Raw genomic sequence first — 16,438 nt, 5'->3', positions numbered from 1 at the left:
ATGCCTGAGTCTGATTCTGTTTTATTTAATGTTGATATCAATAACTATAATGGCCCGTTAGATGTATTACTTGATCTTGCTAAAGCACAAAAAGTAGATTTAGAAGAAATTTCAATAACTAAATTAGCTGACCAATTTCATAACTATATTACCAACGAAAAAAATTTGAATTTAGAAATTGCGTCTGAATATTTATTAATGGCTACATGGTTAGCTTATCTAAAATCAAAATTATTACTCCCAGGCACCCCTGAAGAGGAATTCAAAGTTCAAGAGGTTGCAGAAAAATTAAAATTACAACTTAAAAAATTGGAACTAATTAGATTGCTTTCTGAGCAAATGCTTAAAAGAAATCGATTAGGGAGAGAAATTAGAACTCGTGGTATTAAAGGCAATATAAGATCTATTTATAGTTCTGAATATAATGTAAGCTTATTTGAACTTTTAAAATCTTATTCATCAATAGTGATGACTAAAGACTTTCAAACCATGAGTATTCCTAAATTACCTGTATTTACTACTGAAGATGGCATTAAAACTATAAAACAATTTCTTGGCAAATTGATGGATTGGAAAAATATAAATGACTTAATACCTAATAATTTTAAAAATGGATCCAAATATAAAAAGACAGGCAAAGCGGGTATATTTGCCGGATCTTTAGAGTTAGTCAAAGAAGGTAATCTTTCGATAAAACAAGAAAACCTATTTGATGATATCTATGTAAGGGAAATTAATGATTAAAAAAGAAAAAATATCTAAAGATAACATAGTTAAATTTCCATCAAAACTTACAGATCTTGAAAAAGAAATTGAAGCTGTAATTTTTGCGGCTGCTGAGCCTCTTGATGTTGACACAATAGAAACTAAAATTTCAAAAAAAGCAAATGTTGCTAAATCGTTGGAAAAATTACAGCAAGAATATTCAAGCCGGGGTATAAATTTGGTGTGTATAAAAGATAAATGGTCTTTTAGAACGTCACCTAAACTTTCAAATTTAATGACACAAGAAAAAACTGTTGAAAAAAAATTATCGCGTGCTGCTATTGAGACCTTAGCCATTATTGTTTATCATCAACCTGTCACTCGAGCGGAAATTGAAGAAATACGTGGTGTTGCATTTGGGACAAATACTTTAGAAATATTAATGGAATTAGATTGGGTTAAACCAGGAGGTCGTAAAGATGTTCCAGGTAAACCTATTCAATACCTAACAACAGATGGCTTTTTAAGTCATTTCAATTTACAAAAATTATCAGATCTTCCAACAGTTGATGAATTAGGTGCCGCTGGTTTAATTGATAGCGCAAGTGTTGATAATGCAATTTTTGGCTCGAGCAAATTTTTTAAAGAAAAACAAGATGAAAAGAAAGAAGATATCTACTCAAATATTGACGAGATGTTAAATAGCACTCTTGATGAAGAGGAAAAAGATACATAAAAAAGTCACTTTTAAATCAACCATAAAAAGGTTATAAGTTTTTATGAGTATAGGAATTTGGCAAATAGCAATTGTTGTAATATTAGTTGTCTTATTATTTGGACGTGGAAAAATATCTAGTTTAATGGGTGATGTTGCTAAGGGTATTAAAAGTTTCAAAAAAGGAATGGCGTCAGATGTTACTGACGAAAGCGAGCCAAAAAATATTTCCGACGAAAATAAAGACTCAAATAACAAAGATTAAAATACATGCCTACTATTGGTTGGTTTGAAATTTTAATTGTAGTAGCTATTGCTATTGTTGTTCTTGGTCCAAAAGATTTTCCTTTAATGTTAAAAAAAGCTGGTTCTTGGATTGGTACAGCCAAAAGATACATCAATGATATTCAAAATGAAGTTTCAAATATTGATATTGAAGATGAAAAAATTGAAAAAGTAGAAAAAGATAATAAAAAAGATGAATAACGAAGAAAATGAAGGTGGCTTCATAAGTCATTTAACTGAACTAAGAAAAAGACTAATTCATAGTTTTTTATTTTTGTTTATTTTTTTTATTGGATGTTATTTTTTTGCTGAAACCATATATGGGTTCTTGGTTGATCCCTTCGCTAAGGCTGTTAAGGATGATGGATCTGAAAGAAGGTTAATCTTTACAGCGTTACAAGAAACGTTCTTAACCTATCTAAAGGTTTCTTTCTTCACAGCTTTTTTTGTTACTTGTCCATTTATTCTTATGCAAATCTGGAAATTTATAGCTCCTGGCTTGTACAAGCATGAAAAAATAGCGATTATGCCTTACTTAATTTTAACACCAATATTATTTCTTCTAGGGGGAATGTTGGTCTATTATTTAATTATGCCTCTTGCGATTAAATTTTTCTTATCGTTTGAAAGTACTGGTCTATCAACAGGTTTACCCATACAGCTTGAAGCCAAAGTAAATGAATATTTATCTCTTGTAATGAAACTTATTTTTGCTTTTGGATTAAGTTTTCAATTACCTGTGGTACTTAGCTTGTTAGCTAGAGTAGGTGTTGTAGATAGTCAGTTCTTAAAAGATAGACGAAAATATGTTGTGGTTATAATTTTTGCAGCTGCTGCTTTGTTAACACCACCCGACCCAATTACTCAAATCGGGTTGGCCATTCCATTATTAATTTTATATGAATTATCTATATTTTCTGTAAAATTTATAGAAAATAAAAATTTAAAAAATACTGATGCATAATATTAAAGAAATTAGAAAAGACTTTAGTTTCTTTGAAAAGTCTTTGGAAAAAAGATCTTTGAATATTGATTTTAAGAATTTACAAAAATTGGATGAACAAAATAGAGATTTAATTCAACAAAAAGAAACTCTTGAAAAAGAAAAAAAAGATATATCAAAATCTAAAGATAAGTCTTTGTTCAAACGATCAAAAGAAATTTCTTCTGATTTAGAGAAGGTTTCTGATAATCAAAAAAAAATTAAAGTTGAATTAGAAAATATACTATCAAATATCCCAAACATACCTCATCCCGATGTTCCTAATGGTAAAGATGAAAATGATAATATTGAAATTTCAAAATCAGGTAAAATACCTCACTTTGATTTTAATCCTAAATCACACTACGAGCTAGGTGAAAAATTAAAAATGCTTGATTTTGATCTTGCAACAAAAACTACAGGTTCAAGATTTGTTTTTGTCAAAAACCAGTTAGCTTTATTGGAAAGAGCATTATCAAATTTTATGCTTGATACCCATGTAAATCAAAATCACTATCAAGAAATTTCACCACCATTAATTGCTTCTGATAATACAATGTTTGGTACTGGGCAACTCCCAAAATTTGAAAATGATCAGTTTGAAATTAAATTTGACGGAGCGTCTGACAGAAAATTTTTGATACCTACAGCTGAAGTAATCTTAACAAATATGGTTAAAGATAAAATTGTTGATCGTAAGGATTTGCCCATAAGATTAGTTGCCTCAACTCCTTGTTTCAGAAAAGAAGCTGGTAGTTATGGTAAAGACACTAAAGGTATGATCAGGCAGCATCAATTTTATAAAGTTGAAATGGTTAGTATTGTTGAAAAAGAAAAATGCTCAGAAGAGCTAGAAAGAATGACTAACTGCGCAACTGATATATTGGATAAATTAGAATTACCTTACAGAAAGATTATTTTATGCTCAGGAGACATGGGTTTTAGTGCTGAAAAAACTTATGATATAGAGGTTTGGCTTCCCTCAGAAAATAAATATCGAGAAATTTCTTCTTGTTCGTCATGCTCAACATTTCAGGGTCAAAGAATGAAAACTAGATATAAAACTGAAAATAAAGAAACCCACTACGTTGGCACCCTTAATGGAAGTGGACTAGCTGTTGGAAGAACATTGATAGCTGTTTTAGAAAATTATCAACAAAAAGATGGTTCAATTATTGTACCAAAAGTCTTAAGATCTTATATGAACAATTTAGAAAGTATTTCATTCAATTAAAGTTGTTTTCACAATTAAGATAGTATAATAATTCATCTAATTTATAAGGAGATTTATGGAAGGTTCAGGAATAGGACAATTTATACCGTTAATTTTAATATTTGTTATTTTTTATTTTTTCTTAATAAGACCTCAACAAAAAAAGGTTAAAGAACATAAGGCAATGGTTGAAGGTTTAAAAAGAGGTGACAAAGTTATAACTTCTGGAGGTATTACTGGTACCGTTGAAAGATTAATTGATAACGATAAAGTCGAAGTTGAAATAGCTGACAATGTTAAAGTTGAAATTGTGAAAGCAACAGGCATTCAAGGTCTTTTAAATACTCAAGAAGTTAAGAAATAATAAATTAAAGTAAAGTGCTTTATTTTTCAAAGTTAAGAATCTTATTTATAACTCTATTATCATTATTATTTATTGTTATAGCCTCATCAAATTTAATTAAAGTTGATGACAATTTTTTTAATAAAAAGATCAATTTAGGTTTAGACTTACAAGGTGGCTCGTATCTATTGCTTGAAATTGATAATGCACCAGTTATTGAGCAAAAACTTCAAAATTTAACCACAACAATTAGAAATTATTTTAAAGATCAAAATATAAAGATTAATAATATTAAAATTGAAGATGAAAAAATATTTTTTAATACTGATGATCAGAGCAAACAATTAATAATTGATGTTTTTACTGATGAAAATAGTGATCTAAATCCTTATTATCCTAGATTCAAATCTCATCAATTAGAAATTGAAGATACAGGCACAAATCTTCAAGTAAATTTTTCAAAACAAGGATTAATTTCTTTGAAAACCTCTTCTCAAGATCAAGCAATAGAAATTGTTAGAAGAAGAATTGATGAAGTGGGAACTAATGAGCCAAACATTTTGAAGAGAGGAAACAATCGTATTTTAGTTGAACTCCCTGGTTTAGATGATCCTATGAGAGTAAAATCTCTTTTGGGAAAAACTGCTAACTTAACTTTTAGATTTGTTACTAGTAATGAAAACGATAGGTTTGGTGTTGAAAAATTAAAATATGAAGATGGAATTGAAGAAGCAACTGTAAGTAAACGTATCATAATTAGTGGTGATAATCTTTTAGACGCACAGCCTCAAATGGATACACAAACAAACCAAACTATTGTTTCTTTTTCATTAGACAGGGTAGGTGCTAAAAGATTTGGTAAAGCAACTTCTACTGGTATTGGAAAACAGCTTGCCATAGTATTAGATGGTAAAATAATAAGTGCTCCAGTTATTAGAGACACTATTGCAAGTGGTTCAGGACAAATTAGTGGAGGATTTACATTCCAATCTGCAACAGATTTAGCACTTTTATTAAGATCTGGTGCATTGCCGGCTCCATTAGATATCATCGAAGAAAGAACCGTTGGACCAGATTTAGGTCAGGATTCAATTAATGCAGGAATGATTGCTTTAGCTTTAGGTTTTCTTTTGGTTATAATGTTTATGTTTGTTAAATACAAAGTTTTTGGTTTAATTACTAATGTAACTTTAATCATTAATTTATTAATTTTGTTAGGAATTTTAACTTTATTTGAAGCCACATTAACACTTCCAGGTATTGCAGGAATAATTTTAACAGTTGGTATGGCTGTTGATGCAAATGTTTTAATTTTTGAGAGAATTAAAGAAGAATTAAAAGATGAAAAGAATAATATTGTAGCTTTTGATAGTGGCTATACTAAATCCCGAACAGCAATTATTGATGCTAACATCACAACTTTATTAGCAGCAATTATACTTTTTTTTATGGGGTCAGGTCCAATAAAAGGTTTTTCTGTTACTCTTGGTGTAGGAATTTTTACCACACTATTTTCAGTTTATTTTATTGCAAGACTTTTCACTAGCCTCTATGTGTCCAAAAATAGAAATAAGGAAAAATTAATTTAATGATAGCATTTAACAAATATTATAATCATTTTAATTTGATATCTGTTCTATTGATTACTTGCTCGCTAGCTCTATTAGTTTTTAAAGGACTTAATTTTGGAATTGATTTTAAAGGTGGTACACTAATTGAATTAAGATCAACAGATACAAAAATAAATGTTAGTTCACTTAGAGATAAATTTAGCCAAATGAATCTTGGAGATGTATCGGTTAAAAAATTTGGCAATGAATCTGATTATTTAGTTAAATTTGAAAATAAAGATAATAGGAAAGATATAATTGAAGAAATAAAAACTAACCTTGATAAATCTTTTGGTAATAATTTTAATTTTAGAAGAGTTGAAAATGTTGGACCTAAAGTAAGTGCTGAGTTATTAAAATCTGGTGTAATTGCAATCTCTTTATCTTTAGCGATAATGCTCTTTTATATTTGGATAAGATTTGAATGGCAATTTAGTCTTGGTGCAATATTGGCTTTATTTCATGATGTTATAGTTACTCTTGGTGTGTTCTCTTTGTTTAGTCTTGAAATTAATTTATCCATCATAGCTGCCGTCCTAACTATAGTGGGATATTCGATGAATGACACAGTTGTTATTTTTGATCGTGTAAGAGAAAATTTGAGAAAATATTCTGATATTAAAATTTTTGAGTTAACAAATATTTCAATTAATGAAACCTTATCTAGAACAATAATTACTTCAGTTACAACATTATTAGCTTTAATAGCCATTTATTTTTTTGGAGGTGAAATTTTAAAAGGATTTTCATTAGCAATGATTTTAGGTGTAGTTTTTGGAACTTATTCTTCAATTTATATCGCCAACACTGTTTTAGTTAGACTTAGAGTTTCTCAAAAAACTGTTTTGAGAGAGGATGATAATAATTAAATTAGAACTATCTAAAGCAATATATTTGCATGAATAAAAAACTTTGGGAAGCTTCAAAAAAATTAAAAATAAATTCAAATTTATTTAAATTTGAGAAATTTATATCAAAAAGATTTAAAAAAAATTTTAATAAAAACTACGAAAAGTTTCATAATTGGTCTGTAAAAAATTCACATAATTTTTGGAATAGTGTTTGGGATTATACAAAAGTAAAAGGTGAGAAAAATTCAATCAAATCAAAAAAATCTCCAAAATTTTATAAAAATATTTTTTTACCAAAATCAAAATTAAATTTTTCTGAAAATTTACTTTCTAAAAATAATAATGAAAAAGCGATCACTTTTATTAGTGAAGGTGGATTCCGTGAAACAAAAAATTGGAGAGAATTAAATAGAAACGTAAAGAATGTTGGTGCTTTTTTAAAAAAAATAAATATCAAATCAAAAGATAGAGTAGTAGCCTATATGCCAAACACTTCAGAAACAGTTGAGGCTTTTTTAGCTACTGTAGCTATAGGGTCCATATGGTCATCATGCTCACCAGATTTTGGTATAAATGGTGTTGTGGAAAGATTTTCACAAATAAAACCAAAAGTCTTATTTGTAACAAATGAATATTTCTATAATGGAAAAAGGATTAATATTTTAGAAAGAATTCCCAGCATAATTAAAAAGATACCAACCATAAAACATATAATTGTCTCAAATTATCCAGGTGAATCAGAAATTAAACAACTTCCAAAATACAAGTATATTAAAACCTATAATTGGAAAAATATTATCAAAGAAGACGAAATTGAATTAAAATTTTCAAAATTTGATTTTGAACATGAATTAGCAATTCTTTTTTCAAGTGGTACAACTGGTAAACCTAAATGTATATGTCATAAAACTGGTGGTGTATTATTACAACATTTAAAAGAACATCAACTACATTGCGATATAAAAGAACACGATAATGTCTTTTATTTTACAACTTGTGGATGGATGATGTGGAATTGGTTAATTTCAGTTTTAGCCTCAAAAGCTTCAATTGTATTATTTGATGGTTCTCCAATGTACAAAAAAGAGGACCTTTTATTAAGAATAGCAAATAAAGAGAATATAACTTTACTAGGTGTTAGTGCAAAATATATTGATTCATTAAGAAAAACTAAAAAAGATTTTAAAAAATTATACAAATTACCTAAATTAAGAACTATTTGTTCAACTGGTTCTCCCTTATCTGAAGATAGTTTTAAATATGTTTACAAGAATATAAAAAAAAACATTCACCTCGCATCAATATCAGGTGGTACAGATATTGTATCTTGTTTTGTTCTGGGAAATTTATATCAACCTGTTTATTCTGGTGAAATACAAAACAAAGGTTTGGGAATGGATATTCGTGTCTTTAATGAAAAAGGTAAATCTGTTTTAAATGAAAAAGGAGAACTTGTCTGTGTTAATCCTTTCCCATCAATGCCTTTAAAGTTTTGGAATGATAAAAATGATACTAAATTTAATAAGGCATATTTTAATAAATTTAAAAATATTTGGCATCATGGTGATTATGCAAAAATAACTAATAAAAAAGGCTTTATAATTGTTGGTCGTTCAGATACAACTTTAAATCCCGGTGGAGTTCGTCTTGGAACAGCTGAAATTTATTCTGAAATTGAAAGATTTAATGAAATTAAGGAGTCCCTTGTTGTTGGTCAGTCATGGGATAATGATATTAGAATTGTTTTATTTGTGATTTTAAATTCAAATTATGAACTTAGTGAAGATTTATTAAAAAGAATAAAATTGCAAATTCGAAAAAACGCATCTCCAAGACATGTCCCTCATAAAATAATAAAAGTAAATGACATCCCCAGAACCAAAAGTGGTAAAATTGTTGAATTAGCTGTAAAAAATATTATTGAAGGTAATAAAATTAAAAACAAAGAGGCCTTAGCAAATGCACATGTTTTAGATGAGTTTAGCAATATAAAAGAATTACAATATTAACTTAAGCAAAGCTAAATTAAAAATAAAAAAAACTAGTAAAGATTTTGCGCTGCTACCATCGCAAGCAACATTGGTAGAGAAAGTAGAGTGTTTGTTCTTGAGAACAACATCGCTGTTTTCGCTGATTTAGCTTTTAATTCAGGTTCACAATCAACTATACCTAAGGCTCTTTTTTGATTAGGCCATATTACAAACCACACATTAAAAGCCATTATCACACCAAGCCACATACCTATACCAATAGCAGTGTGTTTTGGAATTCCAGAGCCGATACTTAGTGTCATCGCATCATGTAAATAACCATTAAGTAAAGCTAAAACCAATCCGGATAGTACAGTTAATGCTGCTGCCCATCTAAAATAAAATAGAGCTGCAGGAGCTATAACTTTACCAATCGCTGGTTTTTGATCATCTGGAATCTTTCCCATATTTGGAATTTGAACAAAATTGAAATACCAAAGTAAACCAATCCACATAATTGCAACAATTACATGTATATATCTAAACAACCAACTCCAGAACAATGTATCAAATGCAAATCCACCATTTAAATAAAATAAACCAATAAACAGCAATATTGCTAATGCTAGGGATGCATGGATTGTTTTAGAAAGTGATGATAATAAATTACTCATGATTCTGTGTATTTATACACTAATTTTTCAAAAATTTTAACAATCTTTTAATATATTATTTTAATAATGGTTTTAAAAATTGACCAGTGTAACTCCCTGGGATTTTACAAATTTCCTCAGGTTTACCTTCTGCAATAATGTTGCCACCCTTAACACCGCCCTCAGGCCCCATGTCGACTATATAATCAGCAGTTTTTATGACGTCTAAATTGTGCTCAATAACTACGACAGTGTTACCTAGTTTTACAAATGTATGAAGTATTTCTAAAAGTTTTTTTATATCATGCTGATGAAGTCCAGTAGTTGGTTCATCCAATATATACATGGTTCGACCAGTAGATCTTTTAGAAAGTTCTTTTGCTAGTTTTATTCTTTGAGCTTCACCACCTGAAAGTGTTGTGGCTTGTTGACCAATTTTTATATAACCTAAACCTACTTTTTTAAGTGTTAAAAGTTTTGTTTTAATATTCGATATATTTTCAAAATATTCACAACCTTCATCTACCGACATATTTAAAACGTCTGCAATGCTTTTATCTTTAAACTTAATTTCTAATGTCTCTCTATTATATCTAGTACCTTTGCATTCATCACATTGAATATACACATCAGGTAAAAAATGCATTTCATATGTTATAACGCCATCTCCCTCACAAGCCTCACATCTTCCACCTTTAACATTAAAAGAAAATCTTCCAGGTTTATAACCTCTAGTTTTAGACTCAGGCAAACTTGTAAACCAATCTCTAATTGGACCAAAGGCACCAGTATAAGTTGCTGGGTTTGATCTAGGAGTTCTTCCAATTGGTGATTGATCTATGTCTATAATCTTATCTATTAACTCAACACCTTTATAACTTTTGAAAGCTTTTGGCGCCTTTCTAGCTTTATTGTTTAGGGTTAAGTTTAAAGCATGATAAAGAGTTTGTAATATTAAGGTTGATTTACCACTTCCAGAAACACCTGTTATACAAGTGAAACTTCCTGTTGGTATTTTAAGGTTTACATTATTTAAATTGTTTCCTGTGGCACCATTAATTTCTACAAATCTTCCATTTTTTGCTAATCGACGAGTTTTAGGAATTTCAATTATTTTTTTATTGGATAAATATTGTCCAGTAATACTGTTTTTATCTTTTTTTATTTCTTCGAATGTTCCTTGTGATGTGACTTGTCCACCGTTAGTCCCAGCTTCTGGCCCCATATCAATAATATGGTCAGCATTTTCCATTGTCTCTGTATCGTGCTCTACAACAATTACGGTATTGCCTAAATCTCTTAACCTTTTAAGAGCATTAATTAATTTAACATTATCTTTTTGGTGCAATCCTATTGAAGGCTCGTCAAGAACATATAAAACACCTGTAAGTCCCGATCCAATTTGTGAAGCCAACCTTATTCTTTGAGCTTCACCACCTGAAAGTGTTCCAGACTCTCTTGATAATGTAAGGTAATCTAAGCCAACATTGAGTAAAAAGTTTAATCTTTCATTGATTTCTTTCAAGACATGTTCCGCAATTTTAAATTGTCGCTTATCTAAATTTTTTTCTAAATCATTAAACCATTGAGACGCATCAAGGATTGATTTTTTTGTAACTTCACTAATGTTGTGATTGTCAATTTTTACACATAGAGCTTCTTCTTTAAGTCTGTTTCCATTACATCCTTCACAAGCAGAATCTGACTGATATTCCGCTATAGCTTCTCTTTTCCACTCACTATCAGATTCTAAAAATCTTCTTTCCAGATTGTTAACTACACCTTCAAATGTTTTTTTATGCGAATATTTTTCATAACCATCATCATAATTAAACTTAATTTCTTCTTCATCAGATCCATACAAAATTACATCTTTAATTTTTTTTGGTAATTTTTTCCATTTATCATCAAGTGAAAAACTATAATGTTTAGCAATTGATGCTAATGTTTGAGCATAATATAATGTTGTAGATTTTGCCCATGGCTCAATCGCACCATCTGCAATACTCTTTCTTTCGTCTGGAATAACTAAATTTGGATCAACATTTAATTTAATTCCAATACCCTCACATTCCTCACAAGCTCCATAAGGACTATTAAATGAAAAAAGTCTTGGCTCTATCTCTTCAATAGTAAATCCACTTTCTGGGCAAGCAAATTTTGTTGAATAAATTAGTTTTTCTGTTTTTCTAAATTTTTGTGGAAGTGTTTCATCTTCATATTCAACAAATACTAATCCATTAGATAAATTTACTGCTGTCTCAATGCTCTCTGCCAATCTATTGCCTAGTTTTGAATTTAATACAATTCTATCAACTAAAACTGAAATATCATGTTTTAGTTTTTTATCTAAATTAGGCGATTTTTCTATATCGTATAAAACGTTATCAATTTTAATTTTTCTAAATCCTCTTCTTTTGTAACTTAAAATATCTTTTTTATATTCTCCTTTACGACCCCTAACTACTGGAGCATAAATATAAATAGTAGATTTTTTTGGTAGTTTTTTTACTAAATCTACAATTTGAGTTATTGTTTGTGATGTAATTGGTTTACCAGTAAAAGGTGAGTAGGGAATACCTGCTCTGGCAAATAAAACCCTCATATAGTCATAAATTTCCGTAACTGTAGCAACAGTTGATCTCGGATTTTTAGACGTATTTTTTTGTTCGATAGCTATTGCAGGACTTAAGCCCTCTATAAGATCTACATTAGGTTTTTTCATTTTATCTAAGAATTGTCTTGCATAAGCAGACAAACTTTCCACATATCTTCTTTGACCTTCTGCATAAATAGTATCAAAAGCTAGTGAGGATTTTCCTGACCCTGATAGACCTGTTATTACAACAAATTGATCTTTAGGTATTTCAACAGAAACATTCTTTAAATTATGTTCTTTGGCACCCTTAATAACTATCTTTTTGATCATATTTTTTGTTGCTTTGAGTTAATAAAATTAATAATGAGAAGAATTGTGATATAGTTCTTATTAATTAATTTAACAAATATTAAATATTATGGCTGGAAGTTTAAATAAAGTATTATTAATTGGTCGTTTGGGCGCAGACCCTGAGATCAAACAAATGGTTAATGGCAAAAGTGTTGCGAGACTTAGCTTAGCTACAAGTCAATCGTGGAAAGATAAAAATACAGGTGAAAAAAAAGAAAAAACTGAATGGCACCGTATAGTTGTATTTAACGAAGGCCTTGTAAATGTTATTCAACAATATTTAAAAAAAGGTGCTCAAATCTATGTAGAAGGTCAACTAACTACAAGAAAATGGAAAGATGAGCAGTCTGGACAAGATAAATATTCTACTGAAATTGTTCTTCAAGGGTACAACACTACACTAACAATGCTTGGAGGTGGAAATACTGGTGGTGGAATTCAAAATGATACTTCTCAACAAAATAATATTGAGGATTCTTCACAAGTTTCAAATGATATGGATGACGAAATTCCATTTTAGTGTCTATGCAAAAAACTGAAGCTCCAAAAGACAATAATATTAAATTAATCTCAATGCATGATGAGATGAGCTCGTCTTATCTTTCTTATGCAATGAGTGTAATTGTAAGTAGGGCTTTGCCTGATGTAAGAGATGGATTAAAACCTGTACACAGAAGAATTCTATACGCAATGTATAAAGGTGGATATGATTGGTCAAAACAATTTAGAAAATCTGCAAGAATAGTAGGGGATGTAATTGGTAAATATCACCCTCATGGTGACCAGTCAGTATATGATGCTCTCGTAAGAATGGTTCAGGATTTTTCAATGAGCTTACCTTTGGTTCAAGGTCAGGGTAACTTTGGATCAATTGACGGAGATCCTGCTGCTGCTATGAGGTACACTGAAACAAGGCTTTCAAAAGTTTCACAGTTTTTAATTGATGATATTGAAAAAGATACAGTCTCATACAAAAGTAATTATGATGAAACTGAAAAAGAGCCAACTGTTTTACCTGCACAGTACCCAAATCTTTTGGTCAACGGCGCAGGTGGTATTGCTGTAGGTATGGCAACTAGCATTCCTCCACACAATTTAGGTGAAATAATAAATGGAACATTAGCTTTGATCGACAATAAAGATATTAAAGTTAAGGAATTAATGAAACATATCCCTGGACCTGACTTTCCAACAGGAGGTGTTATAATTGGTAAAGATATCATTAAACAAGGATATAATAATGGAAGAGGTTCATTTAAGCTTAGAGGTGAAGTAGCTTCTGAAACTTTAAAAAATGGTAGAGATAGATTGGTTATCACATCAATTCCGTATCAAGTTAACAAGTCAGTATTAAATGAAAGAATTGCCCAACTCGTTAGAGAGAAAAAAATTGAAGGTATTAAAGATATTAGAGATGAGTCTAATAGAGAAGGTATCAGGGTTGCAATAGATTTAAGAAATGGTGTTGAGCCCGAAACGATTAAAAGACAACTTTATAAGAATACTCAAATCGAGAGTTCATTTGGATTTAATACTTTAGCAATTGTTGATGGAAAACCTAAAACTTGCAATTTAAAAGATTTTTTAACGAACTTTTTATCTTTTAGAGAAGATGTTGTTATTAAAAAAACAAAATTTGATCTTCAAAAAGCAGAGGAAAGAGCACATATTTTATTAGGTTTATCTGTATCTGTAGAAAATTTAGATAAAATTATTAAGATTATACGTTCATCTAAAACTCCAGATGACGCCAAACAATCTATCTTAAAAACTAAGTGGAAAATAAACAAAACTCAAAAACTAATTTCTTTAGTTGAAGGTAAAAAAAGTAAAAATATCTACTCATTATCGGAACCCCAAGTGACAGCTATTTTAGAATTAAGATTACAAAAACTTACAGCCCTTGGAATAAATGAAATAGAAGTTGAGATAAAAAAACTAGCTGAGTTAATAGCTAAATACAAAAAAATCATATCTTCAAAAAAAGAACTCTTAAAAGTGATTAGTGAAGAGCTTAAGAATATTAAAGAAAAATTTGCAGTTCCAAGAAGAACTAAAATTATAGATGCTGTGTTAAATTATGACATTGAAGAAACTATTCAAAAACAGTCTGTAATCATTACCGTTACACTACAGGGTTATATAAAAAGAGGATCATTGGATGGAGTTAAACAACAAAAAAGAGGTGGTAAAGGTAAATCTGGTATTACTACAAGAGATCAAGATTCTGTTATCCAGACATTATCAGTTAACACACATACATCAGTCCTTTTCTTTTCTACTGAAGGACTAGTTTATAAAGTTAAGGCATGGAAAATTCCTGAGGGTTCCACAACCTCAAAAGGTAAATCATTGTTTAATATTTTACCTTTAAAAAACCACCAATCTATCAGTTCTATAATGCCAATGCCAGAGAATGAGACTGAGTCTAAAAATTACCAAATAATTTTTGCTACAGCACAAGGGAAAGTTAGGAAAAATAGTTTGGAAGATTTTTCATCAATTAATGCGTCAGGAAAAATTGCAATGAAACTTGACAATAATGATAAAATTGTAGGAGTTAAAATTTGTCAAGATGATCAAGATGTTATTTTAAGCACAAAGTTTGGTAAATGTATAAGATTTGAAGCAAAGAAATTAAGAGTATTCAAAGGAAGATCATCTAAAGGTATAAAGGGTATAGAGCTTGCCTCAAATGACCAGATTGTATCTCTGTCAGTTATTAATAACGATAAAACAAAAAAAAATGGCAAAAAATCTAAAGATGAAAAATCTGAGATCAAAGCTAAAGAAAAATTTGTCTTATCAATAAGTGAGAATGGATATGGAAAAAGAACTTCTCATATAGATTATAGAGTTACTAATAGAGGTGGCAAAGGTATAATTGGAATTGTAAATTCACCAAGAAACGGAAATATTACATCATCATTCCCAGTTTTTGAAGGTGACGAAATACTTATTTCTACAAATAAAGGAAGAGTAATAAGAGTTGCTGTTAAAGAAATTAGAACAGCAGGTAGAAATACTCAAGGAGTAAGAATTATAAAATTATCAGGTGAAGAAAAAGTAGTATCTGCAATTAAAATTGATGATAATCTAATTTAATGAACAAGACAGCTATTTACCCAGGTACATTTGACCCAATTACATACGGACATATAGATGTAATTAAAAAAGCATTAAAACTGTTTGATAAAATTGTTGTTGGAGTTTCTAATGTTAGTAATAAAAACTATCTATTTAATTCTGAGGAGCGAATAGATATCGTTAATAAAGCTTTATTCATTGATTTAAAACTAAATAGAAAAAAAATATCAGTAGTTTCATTCAGCTCTCTTACAACTGATTTGTGTAAAAAATATAGATCTAATATAATTCTACGTGGCTTAAGAGCGGTCTCGGATTTTGAATATGAATTTCAATTAGCTGGTATGAATAGAAAACTTAATAATAATATTGAAACAATTTTTTTAATGTCTGATGTAGAAAATCAAATAATCTCATCAAGATTTGTAAAAGAAATTGTAAAATTAAATGGTGATATTAAAAAATTTACTACCAAAAGTACAATTAAGTCTTTAAAAGAAAAATATGAATAGAATTTTAACAAATATATTTATTTTATTTTTTTTATTTACCAATCAATCAATAGCGCAGGAGAATATAATGATTTTAAAATTAAAAGATGGAGATGTGAAAATTGAGTTATTTGAAGATGTAGCTCCCAATCATGTTAAAAGAATTAAAGAATTAGCTGACGGAGGACAATACGATAATGTTGTTTTTCATAGAGTTATCGACGGGTTTATGGCTCAAACAGGTGATGTAAAGTTTGGGAAATCAGATTCAAATGATTTTGATTTAAGAAGAGCTGGAATGGGTGGTTCTGATTTACCTGATTTAAAACAAGAATTTAGTAGTGTGCCACACGATAGAGGAACATTATCTATGGCAAGATCTTCCGATCCTGATAGTGCAAATAGTCAATTCTTTATATGTTTTAAACCTGCGCCGTTCCTTGATAGACAATATACAGTTTTTGGAAAAGTTTTAGAGGGTATGGATTTAGTGGATAAAATTAAAAGAGGTGATGAGAGTAATAACGGTTCTGTATCAGATCCGGATAAGATTATAAGTTTTAAATCATTATAATTTCTTTAA

16 protein-coding genes are annotated in these 16,438 nt (G+C 29.4%); 14 read left to right on the top strand and 2 right to left on the bottom strand.

What is annotated here, in order from left to right; translation table 11 throughout:
- From ACIJYG_RS03430 to ACIJYG_RS03385, 10 genes are read left to right on the top strand one after another with little or no spacing between them, the layout of a single operon-like run.
- Positions 1-744, top strand: coding sequence for a segregation and condensation protein A (locus tag ACIJYG_RS03430; protein ID WP_435098649.1), 744 nt, complete (start codon positions 1-3; stop codon positions 742-744).
- Positions 737-1,441 carry an SMC-Scp complex subunit ScpB gene (gene scpB, locus ACIJYG_RS03425; protein WP_435098645.1) on the top strand — a complete coding sequence of 235 codons (705 nt, stop codon included), beginning with the start codon at positions 737-739 and terminating at the stop codon, positions 1,439-1,441. The genes ACIJYG_RS03430 and scpB overlap by 8 nt, the downstream gene beginning before the upstream one ends.
- Before the next feature lie 43 nt (positions 1,442-1,484).
- Positions 1,485-1,685, top strand: coding sequence for a twin-arginine translocase TatA/TatE family subunit (tatA, locus tag ACIJYG_RS03420; RefSeq protein WP_028037013.1), 201 nt, complete (start codon positions 1,485-1,487; stop codon positions 1,683-1,685).
- A gap of 5 nt (positions 1,686-1,690) precedes the next feature.
- A complete protein-coding gene (tatB, locus tag ACIJYG_RS03415; protein ID WP_435098641.1) occupies positions 1,691-1,906 on the top strand; it encodes a Sec-independent protein translocase protein TatB in 216 nt (71 codons plus the stop codon).
- Positions 1,899-2,669, top strand: a complete 771-nt coding sequence (gene tatC, locus ACIJYG_RS03410) for a twin-arginine translocase subunit TatC (protein ID WP_435098638.1) — start codon at positions 1,899-1,901, stop codon at positions 2,667-2,669. The genes tatB and tatC overlap by 8 nt, the downstream gene beginning before the upstream one ends.
- Entirely contained in the window at positions 2,662-3,921 is a 1,260-nt protein-coding gene (serS, locus tag ACIJYG_RS03405; protein ID WP_435098635.1) for a serine--tRNA ligase, read from the top strand. Before tatC ends, serS begins: the two co-directional genes overlap by 8 nt.
- 55 nt (positions 3,922-3,976) lie before the next feature.
- On the top strand, positions 3,977-4,264 hold the full coding sequence (gene yajC, locus ACIJYG_RS03400) for a preprotein translocase subunit YajC (RefSeq protein WP_435089166.1): 288 nt from the start codon (positions 3,977-3,979) through the stop codon (positions 4,262-4,264).
- 14 nt (positions 4,265-4,278) lie between these two features.
- On the top strand, positions 4,279-5,832 hold the full coding sequence (gene secD / locus ACIJYG_RS03395; RefSeq protein WP_435098632.1) for a protein translocase subunit SecD: 1,554 nt from the start codon (positions 4,279-4,281) through the stop codon (positions 5,830-5,832).
- Complete coding sequence (secF, locus tag ACIJYG_RS03390) at positions 5,832-6,722, top strand: protein translocase subunit SecF (RefSeq protein WP_435098629.1); 891 nt, start codon at positions 5,832-5,834, stop codon at positions 6,720-6,722. The genes secD and secF overlap by 1 nt, the downstream gene beginning before the upstream one ends.
- A 29-nt stretch (positions 6,723-6,751) precedes the next feature.
- A complete protein-coding gene (locus tag ACIJYG_RS03385; protein WP_435098626.1) occupies positions 6,752-8,713 on the top strand; it encodes an acetoacetate--CoA ligase in 1,962 nt (653 codons plus the stop codon).
- A 32-nt stretch (positions 8,714-8,745) separates the two neighbouring features.
- On the opposite strand, the gene ACIJYG_RS03380 is transcribed toward ACIJYG_RS03385, so the two are convergent.
- Positions 8,746-9,348: a urate hydroxylase PuuD gene (locus ACIJYG_RS03380; protein WP_435098610.1), complete on the bottom strand. Its 603-nt coding sequence runs from the start codon at positions 9,346-9,348 to the stop codon at positions 8,746-8,748.
- A gap of 55 nt (positions 9,349-9,403) precedes the next feature.
- A complete protein-coding gene (uvrA, locus tag ACIJYG_RS03375; protein ID WP_435098589.1) occupies positions 9,404-12,256 on the bottom strand; it encodes an excinuclease ABC subunit UvrA in 2,853 nt (950 codons plus the stop codon).
- An 88-nt stretch (positions 12,257-12,344) separates the two neighbouring features.
- Between uvrA and ssb the strand changes: the two genes are divergently transcribed.
- From ssb to ACIJYG_RS03355, 4 genes are read left to right on the top strand one after another with little or no spacing between them, the layout of a single operon-like run.
- On the top strand, positions 12,345-12,797 hold the full coding sequence (ssb, locus tag ACIJYG_RS03370) for a single-stranded DNA-binding protein (RefSeq protein WP_435098581.1): 453 nt from the start codon (positions 12,345-12,347) through the stop codon (positions 12,795-12,797).
- 5 nt (positions 12,798-12,802) lie between these two features.
- Entirely contained in the window at positions 12,803-15,382 is a 2,580-nt protein-coding gene (gene gyrA / locus ACIJYG_RS03365) for a DNA gyrase subunit A (protein ID WP_435098578.1), read from the top strand.
- Positions 15,382-15,876: a pantetheine-phosphate adenylyltransferase gene (gene coaD / locus ACIJYG_RS03360; protein ID WP_435089148.1), complete on the top strand. Its 495-nt coding sequence runs from the start codon at positions 15,382-15,384 to the stop codon at positions 15,874-15,876. Before gyrA ends, coaD begins: the two co-directional genes overlap by 1 nt.
- Complete coding sequence (locus ACIJYG_RS03355; protein ID WP_435089146.1) at positions 15,869-16,429, top strand: peptidylprolyl isomerase; 561 nt, start codon at positions 15,869-15,871, stop codon at positions 16,427-16,429. The genes coaD and ACIJYG_RS03355 overlap by 8 nt, the downstream gene beginning before the upstream one ends.
- Positions 16,430-16,438: the final 9 nt, after the last annotated feature.

It is taken from the genome of Candidatus Pelagibacter bacterium nBUS_27, from assembly GCF_051200985.1.
Taxonomy (GTDB): domain Bacteria; phylum Pseudomonadota; class Alphaproteobacteria; order Pelagibacterales; family Pelagibacteraceae; genus Pelagibacter.
The sequence above is the reverse complement of the archived record's forward strand: the minus strand, read 5'-3'. Positions and strand labels throughout refer to the sequence as shown.

What these genes read in the sequence shown, in the direction of transcription:
- coaD (WP_435089148.1), top strand. Translation starts at nt 15,382, where the DNA reads ATGAACAAGACAGCTATTTACCCAGGTACATTTGACCCAATTACATAC.
- ssb (WP_435098581.1), top strand. Translation starts at nt 12,345, where the DNA reads ATGGCTGGAAGTTTAAATAAAGTATTATTAATTGGTCGTTTGGGCGCA.
- uvrA (WP_435098589.1), bottom strand. Translation starts at nt 12,256, where the DNA reads ATGATCAAAAAGATAGTTATTAAGGGTGCCAAAGAACATAATTTAAAG.
- serS (WP_435098635.1), top strand. Translation starts at nt 2,662, where the DNA reads ATGCATAATATTAAAGAAATTAGAAAAGACTTTAGTTTCTTTGAAAAG.
- ACIJYG_RS03430 (WP_435098649.1), top strand. Translation starts at nt 1, where the DNA reads ATGCCTGAGTCTGATTCTGTTTTATTTAATGTTGATATCAATAACTAT.
- secF (WP_435098629.1), top strand. Translation starts at nt 5,832, where the DNA reads ATGATAGCATTTAACAAATATTATAATCATTTTAATTTGATATCTGTT.
- tatB (WP_435098641.1), top strand. Translation starts at nt 1,691, where the DNA reads ATGCCTACTATTGGTTGGTTTGAAATTTTAATTGTAGTAGCTATTGCT.
- gyrA (WP_435098578.1), top strand. Translation starts at nt 12,803, where the DNA reads ATGCAAAAAACTGAAGCTCCAAAAGACAATAATATTAAATTAATCTCA.
- scpB (WP_435098645.1), top strand. Translation starts at nt 737, where the DNA reads ATGATTAAAAAAGAAAAAATATCTAAAGATAACATAGTTAAATTTCCA.
- tatA (WP_028037013.1), top strand. Translation starts at nt 1,485, where the DNA reads ATGAGTATAGGAATTTGGCAAATAGCAATTGTTGTAATATTAGTTGTC.
- ACIJYG_RS03385 (WP_435098626.1), top strand. Translation starts at nt 6,752, where the DNA reads ATGAATAAAAAACTTTGGGAAGCTTCAAAAAAATTAAAAATAAATTCA.
- tatC (WP_435098638.1), top strand. Translation starts at nt 1,899, where the DNA reads ATGAATAACGAAGAAAATGAAGGTGGCTTCATAAGTCATTTAACTGAA.
- ACIJYG_RS03380 (WP_435098610.1), bottom strand. Translation starts at nt 9,348, where the DNA reads ATGAGTAATTTATTATCATCACTTTCTAAAACAATCCATGCATCCCTA.
- ACIJYG_RS03355 (WP_435089146.1), top strand. Translation starts at nt 15,869, where the DNA reads ATGAATAGAATTTTAACAAATATATTTATTTTATTTTTTTTATTTACC.
- yajC (WP_435089166.1), top strand. Translation starts at nt 3,977, where the DNA reads ATGGAAGGTTCAGGAATAGGACAATTTATACCGTTAATTTTAATATTT.